Here is an 18,705-nt window from a genome sequence, read left to right as displayed (position 1 = left end):
ATTCGCAAAATGGCTATGATAATCTTACAATTATTTTATCATAAAATCCTGCAATAACCATTCAGGAAATTTCAATGACAATTAAAGATTTGAAGATAAAAAAAGAATTAAAAGTGATAAGCTATGATTATAGAAAGACAATCACTTGAAACAGCTTTAGAACCATCACAAAGGAGGCATTCTCATGACAGATACAGACCCTATTAAAAGAGCTCATACTTTGATTACTGACTTAAACAAAGCCTACCAAGTCTGCAAACAGGCAACAGCTGACGATGTCCGCTTTCAGGAGCAGCTGGACAATATCCTTGACTTTCTCTCTAAAACTGAGACAGTGGATAATCGATTCTTGATTGAACTGGAAAAATTTTACCAGACTTCCAGTCTTCTCATGGGACTCAGCGCTCTCAATCCAGATGCTCCTACTCGCGCCGCTTGGCGGGCCTATGACCGTTTCCACTTTGACCAAGTCAAAACCAAGCTAAGTCTCTACGGACCAACTATTATCTTGTAGAAAATAAAAGAAGCTGAGACAGACTGAACTCAACTTCTTTTTGTATTGTTTAAGCAATGTTAGTCTTGCATCTGACGTTTTACCTGATAAGGCAAATACAAGACTTGTAAAACCAGTCCAGCTCCAAGCAGGGCTAGAAGGGCTAGTTTTTCTTGGAGGGTAATCAAACCAACTATCAGTTGAACTAATAAAACAAAACCTGTCAATCCTCGGATAACTGCCTGTAGTCCTTTCTCTTTCTCCCCTTTTTCTAATGGAAAGAGCTGGGTCAAGTATTGGTAGTCAAAGGCGTGATAGAGGGCTAGCAATTGGAAGAGCAAGAGGTAGTTAAATAGAACCACCACTGCTGTCGCTATCCAAGCTTGCTCGATAAAGACTAGAGCTAGCAAGGATAGGAGCAAGAGGCGCAAACTGAGAGCAAAGAGATCTCCATTTCGCAGGTAAGAACGAAGGTAGAGGTTTTGCCAGATCTTGCCAGGTACCTTTTGAACAGCCTTTAGGATAAAGTCCAGATAGGCCCGACGCTTGACACTATTTGAAACGCCCTTGACCTGAGTAAAGAGAGCAAAGAAACGAAGCAAGACTTGCTTGCGCTTGCTTTCTTGGGCAATCACATAGTCCCAGTCCAGTCCAGTTTCAGTGAAAAATTTGCTGGCTTTTTGACGAAAGACTAGGTATTTCCCAGCTCCTAATAAAAGCACATAGGCAAGAAAGACTGGCAAGCCATAGCCCATGGCTAAAAATAAGGGCGCAAATAAAAGCAAGAAAAGGGTTTGGACAAAGAGCCAAAAGACCAGTGAGCGTACCGTCTGCTCTTTGAGATGGGACTTAACCTCTTCTTCACTGACTAAGAGAAAGAGCTTGTCAGGTGCCTCCATACAAGTGGCAATCCCTCCCCAAGCCAAAAGCAAGGTAGATACAATTCCCAAAAACAAGAGGATGGGCCAATGATTTTCAGGAAAATCTTGCAAGAGTTGACTGTACTGGTAGGCTAAAAAACCGATGAGAACCAGCAGGAATAAGACAAAGTGGTCATTGAGAACATAACGCAGATAACCGACACACTCCTTACGAAAAGCCTGCTTTCTCCTTAAAAACAAGTCTTTCATAGGTCCCCCTCTTTAGTTAGAGCCAAGTAAATGTCGTTCAAGCTAGCCTCGGGCATATCAAAAGCCTCGCGGAGTTGCTGGAGGTTCCCCTGAGCCCGCACCTCTCCCTTGTGGAGGATAACAAAGGCGTCACACATCTTTTCCGCCGAATCCAGCACATGGGTACTCATGAGGATGGACTTGCCTTTTTGCTTTTCTACTTCCAAAAGCTGAATCAAGTCAGAAATGGCCAGCGGATCGAGCCCAAGGAAAGGCTCATCAACGATGAAAAGACTCGGATCTACGACAAAAGCACAGATAATCATGACCTTCTGCTTCATCCCTTTGGAGAAATGAACAGGAAACCAGTCTAATTTTTGATCCAGACGAAACATCTTTAGCAAAGGTTCTACTCGCTCAAAAGCGACTTTTTGCTCAATACCATAGGCCATGGCAACCGTCTCGATATGCTCTCTGAGGGTCAATTCCTCATACAAGCTAGGCGTTTCTGGGATGTAGCCAATCTGTTTGCGGTAGTTGGTCGCATCCTCTCGCAGGGTCAAACCATTAATCTTAATTTCCCCACTATAAGGCGTCAAAAGACCGATAATCTCATTGATAGTCGTTGATTTTCCAGCACCGTTAAGACCAATCAAACCAACCAACTGCCCACTTTCAACTGTAAAGGACACATCTTTCAAGACAGGGACGTGAACATAGCCTCCTGTCAGGTTTTTAATTTCTAACATATTTTCTCCGAATCTGGTATAATGTAGCTATATTATATCAAAATTCAATACAGTAGAGGTGGATTTTATGTCAGATTGCATTTTTTGTAAGATCATCGCAGGGGAGATTCCTGCTTCAAAAGTATACGAGGATGAGCAAGTTCTTGCCTTTCTTGATATCTCTCAAGTAACGCCTGGACACACGTTAGTCGTACCAAAAGAACATTATCGCAATCTTTTGGAGATGGATGCAGCAAGTGCCAGCCAACTCTTTGCCCAAGTGCCACTAGTAGCTCAAAAAGTTATGAAAGCTACCAAAGCTGCTGGTATGAATATCATCGCCAACTGCGAGGAAGTCGCGGGTCAAACGGTCTTTCATACACACGTGCACCTCGTACCTCGCTACAGTGCAGAAGATGACCTTAAGATTGACTTTATCGCCCACGAACCAGACTTTGACAAACTCGCCCAAGTCGCTGAAACCATTAAAAATGCTTAAGGAGTTGCCATGAAACTATCCAATCTATTGCTATTTGCAGGAGCTGCAGCTGGAAGTTATTTTGTCGTGAAAAATCGCCAAGCCATTCAGGATGAAGTGCTAGATACAACTGACCGCGTCGAAGCTATCAAAGATGATTTGGATATCATCCAAAACAGCCTACAAATCATCGACCAACAAAAATCCCTTATCAAGGAATACCAAAAAGATTTAACCTATAAATTCAAAGTCTTGGAAAAGGATTTTCAAACTAGAATGGCGGTCCTCCAAGAAGAAAAACAAGAATAAGAGAGCCTCCAAGTTTCCTTAAATCCTTTTTGGGTTACTAGATTCGAACAGAAAAGGGAGGGAATGAAAGTGAAACAGTTTTTAAAAGTTCTAGCGAAGGTCATCGCGATCCCTTGTGGCTGTCTCTGCCTTCTGACGGCTCTAGCATTTCTACTACTGATGAATCTTTTCAAGGCCTCACCGAGTGACATCCAAAAAGGAAATGAATCCTTAAAACAAATATTTATCTCTCTTGACATGCCTCCTGAGAAAGTAGAATCAAATGGAAGGTATCAATTCGAGGGTGGAGGCTTAAATTTCTATGTTACTTTCTCAGATGAGGTTATCAATAGTCACCCCGTCCTAAAAGAAAGTCCAAAACTCACCAAAAACCGACTGGAAGTCTATGTCCTACAGGCAGGGGATATTTCATACTATAAGGTAGGAGACAACTTGTTCAATCATGGTTTAATACAATTTTTAGAAAAGGAAAGTGAGAAGTATTTCCAAGAAAAAGGAAAGAAATCAAATTCTTCTTACACAATTCTAAATTGGAAAGATCAGGAAAATCTTAAAAAGGGAATTGCATTCTATGAAAAAGCTTTGACCTTAGTGGATATTCAAGATAACTCGGCAATCAAACACATTGATACTATTACCATTAAGCCTGGCAAGGAAGCGGAAATCAAGCAACTCATTCAGGAGATGGATGCAGCTGGCTTGCTCACTCAAAAGTATAAATAGTAGACTAACTGGAGAATGATTTCTCGATACTAAATTTCCCAAGATTATACAAAAAAAGAGCCAATCGGCTCTTTTTACTTTATTCTCCTTCAAAGGCATCTTTTATATGGTCAAAGAAGCCTTTTTTCTTTGGATTGACTTTCAAGTCACCTGCAGCTGCGAATTCCTTCAAAGCTGCTTTTTGGCGGTCGTTTAAGCCTGTCGGAGTCACGACATTGACTGTAACATATTGATCACCAACGGCACCTCCACGAAGGCTCGGTGCTCCCTTGCCACGTAGACGGAATTTCTTGCCTGTCTGAGTTCCTTCTGGGATGACCAATTCAACATCGCCATGCACGGTTGGAATTTCCACAGTATCTCCAAGGGCTGCTTGGACAAAGTTGAGGTTCAGATTGTAGAAGATAGTCGTTCCTTCACGTTCAAACTTATCACTAGCTTCAACTGAAACCACCACGTACAAGTCTCCGTAAGGTCCACCGTTAAAGCCTGCTTCACCTTGACCCGCTAGGCGGATTTGTTGACCTGTTTCCACACCAGCAGGAATCTTCACATGTACGCTATGAGCTTGTTTTTCATGGCCTGTTCCGTGACAAGTTGTACATGGATCTTTGATTTCCTTTCCGCGACCATGACAGACATCACAGGTTACTTGGCGACGCATCATACCAAGAGGAGTCTGCGTATCGACGTTAATGACACCAGCACCATGACAGCGTCCACATGTGACTGGACTTGTCCCTGGCTTAGCACCAGATCCATTACATGTACGACAGCTGGCTTCACGGTTGTACTTAACTTCCTTTTCTGTTCCGAAGATAGCTTCTTCAAAGGTCAAGTTCACACGATACTGGAGATCATCCCCTTGACGAGGAGCGTTTGGATTGCGCGAAGCTCCGCCTCCACCGAAGAAACTTGAGAAAATATCCTCAAAACCACCGAAGCCACTTGCTCCGTCAAAGCCACCGAAACCGCCAGCACCACCAAAGCCACCGTTGGCACCCGCAGCCCCATATTGGTCGTAGGCTGCACGCTTTTGGTCGTCACTCAAAGTCTCATAGGCTTCTTGAACTTCCTTGTATTTTTCCTCAGCACCAGGCTCCTTGTTGATATCTGGGTGATATTTTTTAGAAAGCTTACGATAAGCCTTTTTGATCTCGTCTGCCGAAGCGTTTTTTGACACCCCCAGACGATCATAAAATTCAGTATTGTTCATACAAGATACCAAGACCGTAAAATTCGACTGAAAAATAGGAAATCTGACGCTGGAGCGATGCTCCTAGACAGATTTCTCTTTTTTCCAAGAATTTAGGTCGGGTTCAATTCCTTTCTTTTATATTGAATCAGAATTTCTGGAACCCATGTTCAGTTACGAACACCCTTATTCCTTTCTATAGTTTATAAGTAAATCATTAGAGTGTATTTTCTATACTCTGCTTCACTTCATCAAACTCTTTATCCGATAGAGTAAAAATCAAGTCCTCTTCTGAATATTCGTTCTGTTCTTTAAAATAGTTGTCAGTATTTTCTGCCAAACCTAGACCAAGTATCACTTTTCTTGCAAACTCTTGATGTGCAAAGCCAATAGCAGTAATGATATTTTTATCTTGCAGGACAGCTTTTGCTTTGAAATTTTCCTGAGGAAGAAATTCAAAATAGTCAAAGAAGTTTTGCCAAATCCCACCAGTAAATTTCGTGTCATTCAACAAGCCAGCTTTCGCTAACAAAATGGGCGCAGAAGAAATTGCTGTAATTAAGATATCCTGCTCACCGAGTTCTCTCAAAAAAGAATTTAATTTTTCATCCTGTAGAGCAGGCCCTATATTTACCATTCCTGGTAAAATGATACAAGAATACTCTTCTATACAGATTTGATCCAATGTTTTTGTAGGTTGACAAGGTAAGCCATCCTCAGATATAACTATCGAATAATCTGAAGCAACATAATCAATCGTGATGTCAAAAGGCAGAGCTAAAGTACTTGTTAAAGCGGTTATCTCATAAAGAGAAAAATTAGGATAAATGATACAAAGTACTTTTTTCATACGCAACATCCTCTATTTTACCGAAAAACAGAGGCTGGGTTGCAACCTCTGGATTTCTTCTTATCATTACGACGTTCGAGTTTTAAAAATCAAACTAGTAATGCTAAATCGAGCACTCCCTAACCTCTTGGTGAAAAAGACAAATCTTCCTAGAAACTAAAGTTTCTGCGTCAGATTTCCTATTTTCACTGTGAGGTTTTAAAGGGCTTTGCATCTTATTTTTCCGTAAACTCTCCGTCTACGACGTCATCGTCAGCCTTGCTTGAGCTTGCATTTTCAGCGCCTTGACTTTCTGTGTGTGCATGTTGTGATGCAGCTTGTTCATAGAGTTTCACTGCAAGGGCTTGAGCTTTTTCGTTCAATGTTTCGAGTTTTGCCTTCATATCATCCAAGTTGTTGTCTTCTTGCGCTTTCTTAAGGTCATCAAGGGCAGCTTGTGCAGCATCGCGTTCTGCGTCAAAGCCTTTACCTTCAGTTTCCTTGATTGTCTTTTCAGTCGCAAAGATGGCTTGGTCAACTTCGTTACGAAGATCTACTTCTTCCTTACGTTTCTTATCTGCTTCAGCGTTTGCTTCTGCATCTTTCATCATGCGGTCGATTTCTTCATCAGTCAAACCTGAGTTTGATTGGATAACAATAGTTTGTTCTTTTTGAGTTCCAAGATCTTTTGCCTTAACAGATACGATACCGTTCTTGTCGATGTCAAATGTTACTTCGATTTGTGGGATACCACGAGGTGCAGCTGGGATATCAGTCAATTGGAAGCGTCCAAGAGTCTTGTTATCTGCTGCCATTGGGCGTTCACCTTGAAGAACGTGGATATCAACGGCTGGTTGGTTGTCTGCTGCAGTTGAGAAGACTTGTGATTTGGATGTTGGAATCGTTGTGTTGCGGTCGATCAGTTTTGTGAAGACGCCACCCATTGTTTCGATACCAAGTGACAACGGTGTTACGTCAAGAAGGACAACGTCTTTGACATCACCAGTAATGACACCACCTTGGATCGCAGCACCCATAGCAACAACTTCATCAGGGTTTACTGATTTATTTGGTTCTTTACCAGTTTCAGCCTTAACAGCTTCTACAACGGCTGGGATACGAGTTGAACCACCAACAAGGATAACTTCGTCGATTTCTGACAAGCTCAAACCTGCATCTGAAAGGGCTTGACGAACTGGGACTTTTGTACGTTCTACAAGGTCACGAGTCAAGTCATCGAATTTCGCACGAGTCAAAGTCATTTCCAAGTGAAGAGGTCCAGCTTCACCAGCAGTGATGAATGGCAAGCTGATTTGAGTTGAAGTTACACCAGAAAGGTCTTTCTTCGCTTTTTCAGCCGCATCTTTCAAACGTTGAAGAGCCATCTTGTCAGTAGACAAGTCAATACCATTTTCTTTCTTGAATTCTGCAATCATGTGATTGATGATTTTTTGGTCAAAGTCGTCACCACCGAGTTTGTTATCCCCTGCAGTCGCCAATACATCGAAGACACCGTCACCCAATTCAAGGATAGATACGTCGAATGTACCACCACCAAGGTCAAATACCAAGATTTTTTCTTCTTTGTCAGTCTTGTCCAAACCATAAGCAAGAGCTGCTGCAGTTGGTTCGTTGACAATACGTTCTACTTCAAGACCAGCGATTTTACCAGCGTCTTTTGTAGCTTGGCGTTGTGCATCATTGAAGTAAGCAGGTACTGTGATAACAGCTTTAGTTACTTTTTCACCAAGGTAATCTTCAGCGTAACCTTTCAAGTATTGAAGGATCATAGCTGAGATTTCTTGTGGAGTATATTCTTTTCCGTTAGCAGAAACTTTTTCAGAAGTTCCCATCTTAGATTTGATAGAGATAACTGTATCTGGGTTTGTAACTGCTTGACGTTTTGCGGCATCACCAACGATGATTTCACCGTTTTTGAATGAAACTACAGATGGAGTTGTGCGGTTTCCTTCTGGATTTGCGATGATTTTGCTTTCAGTTCCTTCAAGAACTGCTACTGCTGAGTTTGTTGTACCTAAGTCAATACCGATAATTTTAGACATGTGTTTTTCTCCTTAAATTTTATATTCTATTTTTCTTTTTGATACTCTTCTTAGATGGCGGCGCTGTCAGAGCTTGACTTCGTCAATCTCTTTGACTAAACTTTGAGCCTAAGGTCTTAAAGTTTGCGTAAATAACGCCACGGCGAAGAGTATCGCCTTTGGTTCGCTTCGCTCACTATTGCAAAGCTGAACTACTTTTTTATCTTTCTTTCATAGTTTATTGTCATTTCGGACAAAATTTTTAAACTCTATTGCCTAGTTATAGACTACCACCATGGCTGGGCGTAGAATGCGGTCATGGAGTTTGTAGCCTTTTTGAAAGACTTGGGCGATGGTATCTGCTGGATGTTCATCGTCTGCTGGGAGAGTTTGGATGGCCATGTGATAGTTATGGTCAAATTCGCCGTCAGCTGCGATTTCTTCGATTCCTTCTTCTTTCAAAGCGTGAATCAAGCTCTCTTGCACCATCTCCAATCCTTTTTTGACGTCGTCTGTCAAACCTTCAACTGCTAGTGCACGTTCTAAGTTGTCAAGCGACGGTAAGATTGCTTTTGCTAGGTCCTGGCTACGGTAACGTTGCAAGTTTTGACGCTCTTCATTCGCACGACGTTGAATATTCTGCATTTCTGCATGAGCGCGAAGGTATTTGTTTTCGAACTCATCCGCACGTTCATTTGCCAAGTCCAACTCAGACTTCTCAGGAGTTGTTTCCACAACTTCCTCTTCTTTCATTTCTTCGATTTTTTTATCTTGGGCCATTTTCGCCTCCTTTAATAATTACAATTTTAATTTACTTCGTAATGATTACTGCTGAGATAGCGATAAAAATCTGTCAACTTCATGGTCAAAACACGATTGACCACATTGACTTGGTTGACCAATTGCTGGTAATCCAGGTTGACTGGACCGATAATCGCTAGAATTCCAAAACCTCGATAAGGAATGAGGAATTTACTGCTAATCACCGCCAAGTTTGCTAGACAAGACTCCTGACTGTCCGCAACACGGACATTTTGCATCTGATCTTCATGCAGACCCTCACGAATCTCCAAAGCCACCTTTTGCGGTTGGTCAAAGAACTGATAGGCCGCTAGATTGGCAAAATTCAAGAGATTGACCTTGCCCGACACTACAATGTTTTCGTTGAACATTTCTTTAAAAATGTGTTCAAAGAGATCCATGACATTGTCTGTTGTTGTAAAGTAACGCTGGATAATCTGTGGGATCTCCGTCCGAATCTTGTAGTGAATATCTAGAACAGTGTGTTCCAAGAAACGTTCCTGAATGATGCTCTTCAGTTTCAGCAAGTCTTCCTGCAAGAAATTCCTTGGAATCAAAAACTGACTGGTAACCGTTCGAGACTCGTCTAGGGTGAAAACTGCAAGAGCAGTGTGTTGTCCTAGAACGACAATATCGAAAGCCGTCAGGCGCTGTCTACTTGGTTCAACATCTAGAGCCACTACCGTACAGCCACTCAAGTCTGTTAGTAAATTAGCAGCCTCTTGCAGAATATCCTCCAGTTTGAAGAATTCCTGATCAAAGGCTTTGACAATCTCGTATACCTCATTTTCAGCCAGTCTGTCAAAATCCAGTGAGTGTTTCACATAGTACTGAAACCCCGCGACACTTGGCATCCGACCACTTGAAGTATGAGCTTTCTCAAGCAAACCTTGCTTTTCTAGAGCCGCCATGTCATTACGAATGGTTGCACTGCTAGAGCTGATAGACTCTTGTAGCGCCTTGGATCCGACAGGTTCGTGCGTTTTGGTAAAGATGTCAATAATCAGATTTAAAATATCCTGCTGACGCTCTGTAACCATCTCATCACTCCTCTCTGTCTGATCAATTAGCACTCGATACACCCAAGTGCTAACTCATGATTCTATTATACACCCTTAGAAGAGAATGTCAAGACAAAAACTTAAAAAATTAGCACTCTTTTGTCAAGAGTGCTAAAAATCAGTCTAAAGACCTAGAATCTTACTTCTCATCTGCTTGGTATTTCCTTTTAAGTCTGTAATATCCATAGATCAGATAAGAAATTAAACAAGCGTATAACAAGAAAATAATAAAGAAAGACCGAGACAAATTTTCTCGATACAAACTCATGCAAACAACAAGACCACCTGAAAAAGTGGCTATACAGGAACGAAGTCTAGACCGCATAACTTCCCATCTGAGACCATTACTCATATAGACTTTCTCCTCTGAAAGTATATCAGAAGTTGGTTTACGAAGAATTGAACAAAAACCTGTTTCTATCAATTCCCAACCGCTATTTCTAAAATCTTGTAGTTCATGCTTATACTTTTTAAGAAATCTAGAATCATAGATATGGTAGATGACATCGTCAGGTTGGCATTGTTCAAAATAGAAAAAACCAAAACGGTTAGTTCTATATCTCCAACCTTTCAAGTGCATCTCATGTAAATATTCTTCCTCCTTGTCCAAATCAACAATGGTGAAAATCCTAAATTGTACTTTGCTATTCATTGTCTTACCTCCAGATTAGAAAACAGGTATTGCTTCATTTATCAGATAATTCTTTCCACTTTTGAAACAATCTCCAAAAAATATAAGAAATCTGAATCGCAAAAACGATCAATAAAACCCAATCTATTATGAAAATCAAAAATACTTCCCAACTGAAATAACCTTTTCCAGTGAGTAACTTTGAGAAAACCAATAGCAGAGCTGAAAATAGAAGCAAAATAGGGAACATTCGCATTATTAAAATCCGCTTGATCATAGCTAACTTCCCGGTCGCATCATTATAAATTTCAAACTCTGCATCCGACTCAATGTTAGAAAGAACCTTTCTAAAGTAGGAAAAACCATTAAAGTCTGTAATATGCTCCCATCCACAATCTTTAAACAGTTGTAAATAGGAAGCTCTCTCTGATTTTTTCATGGGATAAAAATCCAACTGATAAGACACTTGCTCAGGGTGACACTTTTCAAAGGTATACTTAACTGCAAACAATAAGATAGAATAGCTTACTTTCCTAAGTTTCCAGCCCTTAGCATGCATTTTTCTAAGATATAAAGCCTCTCTATCATAATCCGCAATGGTAAAAATTCGGTAAACAATTTTCTTTTCCATCAACCTTCCTCCCGACTGTTTCTGTAGAGCCGCTCAATACGTTTCAATTCAATCTCCAAAACCTTTCGTCCCAAATCTGTTATCTGATAGATTTTCCGTTTTTCCTCTTCGCGGACAAAGGAAATCAAACCATCCTTTTCCATCTTTGACAAGGTACCATACATAGTTCCAGGACTAATCGAAACTTGCGAATCTGTCATCTCCTTGACCTTTTGTGTGATACCATATCCATGGTTCTCCTTCTGTAGACAAAACAAGATATAAAAACCTGTTTCCGTCATTGGAAGGTAAACACGCCTGATTTTATCTGTTAATTCCATTTAATCACACCTCCTATTTAATTCGATATATCGCACCTCGTTATATAAACTATATCACAGTTCGATATAAAACACAAGAAAAAAGATCTGGGACAAAAGTCTCTTTGCCACAAAAAAGCAACGGCACAAAACCGTTGCTTTTTTTGGAGATAAGGGACTATTGTCCCAGCCTCCTCAATTGTTTTTGGATCGTCGAGCAAGACGCAGTGGTTGAGTGGGCTCTACTACGCTGATTTCATCAGCTTTTACAGCCCTACTCAACTGTGCGGAGGTGGGACGACGCAAATCTCCTGTTAGCAAAGATATTTCTTTAACTTTCCGTATCTATCCTCCAGCTGGTAGCTGTTTTTCTTTCTTGGATAAACTTACTATAGATACCTTGTTTGGCTAGTAAGTCTTGATGTTTTCCTTGCTCGACAATGCGGCCTTGATCCAACACTAGAATCTGGTCTGCATGCTCAACCGTCTTGAGTCGGTGGGCAATCATGATAATGGTCTTATCTCGAGTCAGAGCCCGAATAGCCTGCATGAGGGCTTCTTCGTTTTCTGGGTCAACATTGGCTGTTGCTTCATCCAGAATGATAATAGGCGCATCCTTGATAATAGCCCGTGCGATGGAAATGCGCTGACGCTCACCTCCAGAAAGACTAGCACCTCCTTCACCGATCTTGGTATCATAGCCATCAGGCAGTGAGAGGATAAAGTCATGACAGGCAGCTTTCTTAGCAGCCTCTATCACTTCTTCCTGACTGGCCTCTGGCTTCCCAAAACGAATGTTATTGGCAATGGTATCCTCAAAGAGATAGACGCTTTGGAAGACAAAGCTGAAATTACGAATCAGGCTGTCATAGCTGTAATCTCTAACATCATGTCCGTCCAGACTGATACTGCCTTGATCCACATCCCAGAAGCGGGCGATGAGGTAGCAGAGCGTTGTTTTGCCAGAGCCAGAAGGTCCGACCAAGGCAGTTGTTGTTTTTTCGGGAATGGTGAGGGAAACCTGGTCAATAATTTTCTTATTTCCATAAGAGAAGCCAACATCTCTCAGCTCAATCTGGCTGCTCTTAGGTTCAATGTCCTGACCACTGATGTCCATCGGCTGGATAGCCAAGACTTGATTGACCATATCAACCGACAGATCAACAATGCGAAGGAGAGAAGAGAAAGAGCCAACGCCGTCTAGATTTTCATAAATCATAAAACCACTGACAATCATCATAATGGTTACCAGCAGTTCCATACTGCCATTGAGATAAAAATAGATAGAGAAAAGCCCCATAAAGAGACCGGTCAGCTTGGTCACTATGCCCTGGAGGGCAATGTAAGGTGAGGTCACGAGTGTCATTTTGGTATCTAGCTGACTCTTGCCTTCAATAGCCTTGGACAGCTTCTTAGCAGAACGGTTGACCAGATTGTAGTTCTTAACTTCAGCAATCCCTTGGCTATACTCCAAAACAACAGCTACTAGGTCCGTATCTGCCTGATACTTGTCATCAGAAACCTTACCAACTTGCCAACGCATGAGGGTATTAGGCAGGAGAAAGAGAATGAGACCCACCAAGAGAACCAGACCAACCCGCCAATCATATAGAAAGACCAAAATAGTGATGAGACCAGTCGTCAGAAAGCCCTGCACAGTCATCATAACCACTCTGGTAGCTACATCAGACAGTCCTTCCAGCGTATTAGTTGTAACACTGGTAATCTTGCCCAAGCTATTTTGATTAAAGTAACCCATGGGTAGATAGCGCATGTGCTCGGCAATTTCAATCCGCTTCTGAGCACAAGTGTGATAGCCCGCTTCCGTCTGCAGCATGGTGATTTTCAGGGTAATCCAAACGTTTAGCACAGTGGATACCAGCATGATTCCTAGAGCCAGCCAGAAGGTCTGCATAGAGAGATTCTTCTCAATCAGTCCCATAAGAACTAGGCCGATTGCTGGGATACGCAGAGCGATGATAAAGGACTTGATGATGCCCAGATAAATGGACTGATAAAATTTCTTACGGTCCTCTGCCGTACAAAAATCAAAGAATTTCTTCAGTATATTAAGCATGGGTCAGCCCTCCTTCCATCTCACCACTATCCCTGGTAGCAATATGGGTCCGCCACATGGAAGCATAAAGCGGACTAGCTGCCAGCAACTCTTCATGCCGACCCCTAGCTTCAATCCGACCATCATTGACCAGGACTATCTGGTCTGCACTCATAATCGTAGACAGCCTGTGGGCAATGACAATCAAGGTCCGTCCCTCAATCAGACGAGCTAGACTGGACTGAATCCGTGCTTCATTTTCCGGATCTGTATAAGCAGTCGCTTCATCCAAGATAAGAATCGGCGCATCCTTAAGCATGGCACGGGCGATGGCAATCCGCTGACGCTCCCCACCAGATAGATGACCACCGCCAGAGCCTACCTGAGTCTCAAAGCCATTTTCCAAGTTCATGATAAAGTCATAACAGCCACAGCGACGGGCAATCTCGATGACATCTTCATCAGAAGCTGCTGGATTTCCCATCCGGATATTTTCCATAATAGTCTCATCAAAGAGGTAATTATCCTGGGTCACGTAAGCAATCTGCCGGCTGTAATAGTCTAGCGGAAGCTGGCGAATGTCCAAGCCACCATAAGTAATCTGGCCAGAAGTGACATCCCAGAAAGAAGCTAGAAGCTTGGCAATTGTAGACTTACCTGAGCCAGATGGCCCAACTAAAGCATTGATGCTACCAGTCTTAATATCTAACGAAATTCCATGTAGCACCTCCTCTTCATTTGTATAACCAAAGCTGACATTCGTCATGACCAGATCCCTTCCTTTTGGAAGTTCTCGCAAATCCTGAGGTCTTTTCAAATCAGGCTTTTCCAAAATATCAATGACTTGGCCAAAAATAGTCCCGATTTTCCGTAAATCGTCCATGTAACTAGCCACTAAAATCAGAGGAGTCAGAAGACTGAGCGAAAGAATAATCATCAGAATGAAATTGCTGGCAGTCAAGCTACCTTGCAGATAGAAATAACAGCCAGCCGGCAGCAGAAAGAGCAAGCCTGATGGCAGAAATGCAGTCACAATGCCCATCTCCAGATTGAACTTGTGCATCCACTCAATAAAGCAATCTGCTCCTTCTCTAGCAGCCGTCACAAACTTATCGTAAGAAAATTTTTCCTTGCCAAAAACCTTGATAACCTCAATCCCATTGATGTATTCCACCGCTGTATCATTGAGTTTTTTGGTCTTGACCAGAGTATTTTGATAGTCAGTTTCGCTATTAGCAACCATTCGTATATATGCCAGCGCCACGACGGGAATAGTCAGGAGAGACAGCAAGGTCAGCCGCCAATCGATAACCAGCATGGCAATGAGAACAATAATCGGACCAAAAATCCCAGCAGTAAACTCTGGAATTAGGTGAGCCAAGGTCGTTTCGGTCGCATCCACCCTCTCAACGATAATGTTTTTATAGCTGCCTGATGACTGACTAAGCACTATACCTAAAGGCAACCTTGCTAGCTTATCTGTCAAGCGGTGCCGCATTTCTGCTAGAATCTTAAAAGTTGCCGTATGTGACAGCATGGTGGAAATACCGTGAAATCCCCAGTAGCCAATCCAAGCCAGAGCCACCCAAGCCGACTCTTGCAGGTAGAAATCCCAGTTTTTATTGCCAGCCAAGAGCTGATTAATCATTCCGCCAATAAAGAAATAAGGCAGAAATCCTGAAATCACAGAGGCAAAGGCAAAGATTAGACTGAGCACAAAATATATCTTATGAAGGGAAACAAAGTCCCAGATCCAAGCAAGAACAGATTTTTTCTTCATAGAATTTCCTTCTTTCTATCAAAAACCAAGCAAACCTCCCCAGTCAAACAAGTCCATGATGGAATGGCAAAATTCCAGCGCCTGCTCTTGGGGCCAGTCTTGAGCCAAGGGCTCAAATACAGCTGTGTAATAAGCTGTCATGCACGATCGCAGAAACTCGTGTTTGACCAAATGATTGATTTTCCCCTCTTTGTAAGCCAGCTCCAAATAACGATAAGTCTCGTTAGCAGCCAAATGAGGCAGACGCATCCTGAAGTCCGCTTGCGAAGAACCCTGAGATTTAAAGAGCAAGAGCTGCATAATATCCTTATACTTATAGAGAATCCGCATCAGGGACTGGAGATCCTCTAAGCGATGTGCCCACATGTCAGACAGGTGTCCCTCTTCTAGAAAAGCATAGTCACGTCGCTTCTGATCTTGTCCATACTGGTCTAAGGCTGTCAGAGTAGGCTCAAGCAGAGCAGTAAAGAGACTGTCCTTACTCTCATAGCGCTTATAAAGAGCCCCAGTCGTCAAGCCAGCAGCGCGACAAATTCTCCGCAGTGAAGCATCCTGATAGCCATAAACCAAGAACTCACTCCTTGCGCTTTCCAAGATTTTTTCGTTTAACTCATCTGTTTCTTTTTTCATGATTTTAATTCGATAACACCGTTATCGCCTTTCTTCTTTTATTATAAATTCTGACAATTTAACTGTCAAGGAAAAACAAAAAAAGGCCGAAAAATATTTTCATCGGTCTAGTTCTATACCTTATCCTCTTGTAAACATGACAAAAGAGAGTGGGACAGAAATCGGTAATTCGTTAGAATTCGATTTCGTCGTCCCGCCTCCGCACAGTTGAGTAGGGCTGTAAAAGCTGATGAAATCAGCGTAGTAGAGCCCACTCAACCACTGCGTCTTGCTCGACGATCCAAAAACAATTGAGGAGTCTGGGACAATAGTCCCTTTGCTACAAAAAAAGCAACGGATTTGCCGTTGCTTTTTGCATGATTGCGACAGTCTTGCTAAAATAGAATTGCTCAATAAACCATTTAGAAAGGCTATCCCACGCATATTCACTATAACACAAATCAAACGACTTTACCACTAGAAATCCATTCTTTCTTGCCACAAGATCATCTTGTCTTTACCATTGAAAAAGTGGTGAATGCCTTGGAGGATCGTCACTTCCAGGCTTTCTATCATACCTTCGGTCGCCCGTCTTATCACCCTAAAATGCTTGTAGCTACTCTACTATTTGCCTATTCACAAGGGATTTTCTCTGGACGAAAAATTGAAAAAATGATGATTGAAAATCTCGCTATGCAATACCTAACAGGACAGTTGCTTGTCAGCTACCGCACCATCAATCGATTTCGAGTCGCTAAAGGGATGGAAGAACTCATTCGTGATCTTTTCATCGACCTCAATCTTCGTTTAAAAATGGAAGAGTTAGTGACCTTAGATTGTCTGTTTATTGACGGGACTAAGATTGAAGCCAACGCCAACAAGTATAGTTTTGTTTGGAAGAAAGCGACAGACAAGTTTTCCGCCAAAACTTCAAGAACAGATACAGGTCTATTTTCAAGAAGAAATCACTCCCCTGATCCATCAAGCTATCGAACTGGATACACAAGAGCCTATCTCCTCAGAGCAGTTGCTTGCATTCGCTCAAATCCTTGAAGAAGAATTGGAAAAACGGAACCAAGACATGGAGGAGACATCCGTTAAAGGGAAGGATGAACGTAAAACCCAGCGTCGTAAACTCAAGAAAGTTTTGCGTAAAGTCAAGGAGGATTTTTCAGTACGTGCTAAAAATTTGAGAGCTATCAGGAGACATTTGAAGGTCGTAACAGCTTTTCCAAAACAGATCCAGATGCCACTTTTATGCGGATGAAGGAGGATCATATGAGAAATGGACAACTCAAGGCTGCTTATAATCTTCAAATCGCTACTGAAAATCAATTTGTGCTTCACTATGATGTCTTCTCAAATCCGACAGACACCAAGACTCTTCTCCCCTTACTTGAAACCTATCCGCATGACCTAAAGACAGTTGTCGCAGATGCTGGATATGGAAGTGAAGAGAACCTTCTTCGTTTAGATGAAAAGGAGGTGAAGCATCTGATTAAATATGCCATGTTTGATCAGGAACAGAAGAAAGGGTATAAACAGTCGGCTAGAAACTTAGCGAATTGGCACTATGATAACAAGGAGGATAGCTATATACATCCTGATGGCTGGTGCTATCGTTTTCATCATATCAAACATCAGAAAACACAGACGGACTTTCAACAGGAAATCAAGGTTTATTCCGCTGATGAACCTGAAATAGCCCCTCCAAAGGGACTATATATCAACGAACGTTATCAACACTTGAAAGCTAAAGAATGTCAGGCGCTTTTATCTCCTGAAGGTAGACAGATTTTCGCTCAACGCAAGATTGATGTGGAACCTGTCTTTGGGCAGATAAAGGCTTGTTTGGGTTACAAGAGATGTAATCTAAGAGGCAAACGTCAAGTAAGAATTGACATGGGATTGGTACTTATGGCCAATAACCTCCTAAAAAACCCAACTAATCGCTTGATTAGTTGGGTTTTCATTTATGAAATTGAATTCCTTTGTTTAATCTTTAATGATTAAAACATTAGTCTTCTTTTTTCTTGCGTGCCACAAGACCAAATCCGCTCAATACTCCAAGAAGTCCAAGAGCTGCTAGGCTAGAGTGATCTTCTGTACCAGTATTAGGTAATTCTTTGGTTGCTTTAGTCGGTTTTTGTTGAGGGGCAGTAACAACTTTTTCGTAGACATGTTCAGTGTCGCCGTTTGGAAGTTTCTTAGTCTCTACGAAGCGGTAGCCTGGAATGTCTTTCTTAGGTTGTTCGCCATCTTCACTTGGATATCCTGGAATGTCGTTGCCTTCCTTATCCTTGTGACTGGTCTTAACTTTTTCGTAGACATGTTCAGTGTCGCCGTTTGGAAGTTTCTTAGTCTCTACGAAGCGATAACCTGGAATGTCTTTCTTAGGTTGTTCGCCGTCTTCTGTTGGATAGTTTGGAATCTCGTTTCCTTCTTTATCCTTGAATGATGTCTTAACTTTTTCGTAGATGTGCTCTGTATCTCCATTTGGAAGTTTCTTAGTCTCTACGAAGCGGTAGCCTGGGATATCTTTCTTAGGTTGTTCCCCATCTTCTGTTGGATAGTTTGGAATTTCATTTCCGTCTTTATCCTTATGACTTGTCTTAACTTTTTCGTAGATGTGCTCTGTATCTCCATTTGGAAGTTTCTTAGTCTCTACGAAGCGGTAACCTGGAATATCTTTCTTAGGTTGTTCCCCATCTTCACTTGGATATCCTGGAATGTCGTTTCCTTCCTTATCCTTGTGACTGGTCTTCACTTTTTCGTAGACATGTTCAGTGTCGCCGTTTGGAAGTTTCTTAGTCTCTACGAAGCGGTAACCTGGAATGTCTTTCTTAGGTTGTTCGCCATCTTCGCTTGGAATTAATGTATTCCCCTTAGTATCTACAAAAGAAGTAATTGGACGTACAGTTGGAGCTGGGG

General features: G+C 41.9%; 18 protein-coding genes and 2 pseudogenes. 5 read left to right on the top strand and 15 right to left on the bottom strand.

Going from position 1 to position 18,705, the window contains the following annotated elements; genetic code table 11:
* The first annotated feature begins 184 nt into the window (after nucleotides 1-184).
* Nucleotides 185-514, top strand: coding sequence for a hypothetical protein (locus tag HMPREF9189_RS03130; RefSeq protein WP_000132577.1), 330 nt, complete (start codon nucleotides 185-187; stop codon nucleotides 512-514).
* Between the two features lie 59 nt (nucleotides 515-573).
* Here the strand turns inward: HMPREF9189_RS03130 and HMPREF9189_RS03125 are convergent, their stop codons facing one another.
* Together HMPREF9189_RS03125 and HMPREF9189_RS03120 are read right to left on the bottom strand one after the other, a co-directional pair.
* Nucleotides 574-1,623, bottom strand: coding sequence for an ABC transporter permease (locus HMPREF9189_RS03125; protein ID WP_000653803.1), 1,050 nt, complete (start codon nucleotides 1,621-1,623; stop codon nucleotides 574-576).
* On the bottom strand, nucleotides 1,620-2,351 hold the full coding sequence (locus tag HMPREF9189_RS03120) for an ABC transporter ATP-binding protein (protein WP_000889936.1): 732 nt from the start codon (nucleotides 2,349-2,351) through the stop codon (nucleotides 1,620-1,622). The genes HMPREF9189_RS03125 and HMPREF9189_RS03120 overlap by 4 nt, the downstream gene beginning before the upstream one ends.
* 67 nt (nucleotides 2,352-2,418) lie before the next feature.
* On the opposite strand from HMPREF9189_RS03120, the gene HMPREF9189_RS03115 reads away from it, so the two are divergent.
* The 3 genes from HMPREF9189_RS03115 to HMPREF9189_RS03105 all read left to right on the top strand — a co-directional run bounded on the left by HMPREF9189_RS03115 (nucleotide 2,419) and on the right by HMPREF9189_RS03105 (nucleotide 3,840).
* The gene (locus HMPREF9189_RS03115) at nucleotides 2,419-2,829 is read left to right on the top strand and encodes an HIT family protein (RefSeq protein WP_001278312.1); all 411 of its coding nucleotides are present in this window, start codon (nucleotides 2,419-2,421) and stop codon (nucleotides 2,827-2,829) included.
* A gap of 9 nt (nucleotides 2,830-2,838) precedes the next feature.
* Nucleotides 2,839-3,117 carry a hypothetical protein gene (locus HMPREF9189_RS03110; protein ID WP_000777742.1) on the top strand — a complete coding sequence of 93 codons (279 nt, stop codon included), beginning with the start codon at nucleotides 2,839-2,841 and terminating at the stop codon, nucleotides 3,115-3,117.
* A gap of 63 nt (nucleotides 3,118-3,180) precedes the next feature.
* Entirely contained in the window at nucleotides 3,181-3,840 is a 660-nt protein-coding gene (locus tag HMPREF9189_RS03105) for a hypothetical protein (RefSeq protein ID WP_000865426.1), read from the top strand.
* 79 nt (nucleotides 3,841-3,919) lie between these two features.
* Here the strand turns inward: HMPREF9189_RS03105 and dnaJ are convergent, their stop codons facing one another.
* From dnaJ to HMPREF9189_RS12475, 12 genes and pseudogenes are all read right to left on the bottom strand, one after another.
* Complete coding sequence (gene dnaJ / locus HMPREF9189_RS03100; RefSeq protein ID WP_001066318.1) at nucleotides 3,920-5,056, bottom strand: molecular chaperone DnaJ; 1,137 nt, start codon at nucleotides 5,054-5,056, stop codon at nucleotides 3,920-3,922.
* Nucleotides 5,057-5,252: 196 nt separating this feature from the next.
* A complete protein-coding gene (locus tag HMPREF9189_RS03095) occupies nucleotides 5,253-5,885 on the bottom strand; it encodes a DJ-1/PfpI family protein (protein WP_000756338.1) in 633 nt (210 codons plus the stop codon).
* A gap of 215 nt (nucleotides 5,886-6,100) precedes the next feature.
* On the bottom strand, nucleotides 6,101-7,927 hold the full coding sequence (dnaK, locus tag HMPREF9189_RS03090; protein ID WP_000034656.1) for a molecular chaperone DnaK: 1,827 nt from the start codon (nucleotides 7,925-7,927) through the stop codon (nucleotides 6,101-6,103).
* Nucleotides 7,928-8,182: 255 nt separating this feature from the next.
* Nucleotides 8,183-8,686 carry a nucleotide exchange factor GrpE gene (grpE, locus tag HMPREF9189_RS03085; protein ID WP_000046055.1) on the bottom strand — a complete coding sequence of 168 codons (504 nt, stop codon included), beginning with the start codon at nucleotides 8,684-8,686 and terminating at the stop codon, nucleotides 8,183-8,185.
* Nucleotides 8,687-8,712: 26 nt separating this feature from the next.
* On the bottom strand, nucleotides 8,713-9,747 hold the full coding sequence (gene hrcA, locus HMPREF9189_RS03080; RefSeq protein WP_000255783.1) for a heat-inducible transcriptional repressor HrcA: 1,035 nt from the start codon (nucleotides 9,745-9,747) through the stop codon (nucleotides 8,713-8,715).
* 160 nt (nucleotides 9,748-9,907) lie between these two features.
* Nucleotides 9,908-10,420, bottom strand: a complete 513-nt coding sequence (locus HMPREF9189_RS03075) for a DUF2812 domain-containing protein (RefSeq protein WP_001086359.1) — start codon at nucleotides 10,418-10,420, stop codon at nucleotides 9,908-9,910.
* A gap of 34 nt (nucleotides 10,421-10,454) precedes the next feature.
* On the bottom strand, nucleotides 10,455-11,030 hold the full coding sequence (locus HMPREF9189_RS03070) for a DUF2812 domain-containing protein (RefSeq protein ID WP_000412257.1): 576 nt from the start codon (nucleotides 11,028-11,030) through the stop codon (nucleotides 10,455-10,457).
* Nucleotides 11,030-11,350: a PadR family transcriptional regulator gene (locus HMPREF9189_RS03065; protein ID WP_000423981.1), complete on the bottom strand. Its 321-nt coding sequence runs from the start codon at nucleotides 11,348-11,350 to the stop codon at nucleotides 11,030-11,032. Before HMPREF9189_RS03065 ends, HMPREF9189_RS03070 begins: the two co-directional genes overlap by 1 nt.
* 310 nt (nucleotides 11,351-11,660) lie before the next feature.
* Nucleotides 11,661-13,406: an ABC transporter ATP-binding protein gene (locus HMPREF9189_RS03060; RefSeq protein ID WP_000932116.1), complete on the bottom strand. Its 1,746-nt coding sequence runs from the start codon at nucleotides 13,404-13,406 to the stop codon at nucleotides 11,661-11,663.
* Complete coding sequence (locus HMPREF9189_RS03055) at nucleotides 13,399-15,165, bottom strand: ABC transporter ATP-binding protein (protein ID WP_000730543.1); 1,767 nt, start codon at nucleotides 15,163-15,165, stop codon at nucleotides 13,399-13,401. Before HMPREF9189_RS03055 ends, HMPREF9189_RS03060 begins: the two co-directional genes overlap by 8 nt.
* Before the next feature lie 18 nt (nucleotides 15,166-15,183).
* Nucleotides 15,184-15,795 (bottom strand): TetR/AcrR family transcriptional regulator, encoded by a 612-nt coding sequence (locus tag HMPREF9189_RS03050; RefSeq protein WP_000712306.1) that lies wholly within the window; start codon nucleotides 15,793-15,795, stop codon nucleotides 15,184-15,186.
* A gap of 254 nt (nucleotides 15,796-16,049) precedes the next feature.
* A pseudogene (locus HMPREF9189_RS12475) lies at nucleotides 16,050-16,252 on the bottom strand (hypothetical protein).
* A gap of 5 nt (nucleotides 16,253-16,257) precedes the next feature.
* Between HMPREF9189_RS12475 and HMPREF9189_RS12210 the strand changes: the two are divergent.
* A pseudogene (locus tag HMPREF9189_RS12210) lies at nucleotides 16,258-17,787 on the top strand (IS1182 family transposase).
* Nucleotides 17,788-17,791: 4 nt separating this feature from the next.
* Here HMPREF9189_RS12210 and HMPREF9189_RS03030 read toward each other — a convergent pair.
* The coding region (locus tag HMPREF9189_RS03030) for a MucBP domain-containing protein (protein WP_000296063.1) at nucleotides 17,792-18,705 on the bottom strand (914 nt) is incomplete at its 5' end.

It is taken from the genome of Streptococcus sp. oral taxon 071 str. 73H25AP (assembly GCF_000146755.1).
Lineage (GTDB): Bacteria > Bacillota > Bacilli > Lactobacillales > Streptococcaceae > Streptococcus > Streptococcus oralis_T.
This window is presented reverse-complemented; position numbering and strand designations above follow the sequence as displayed.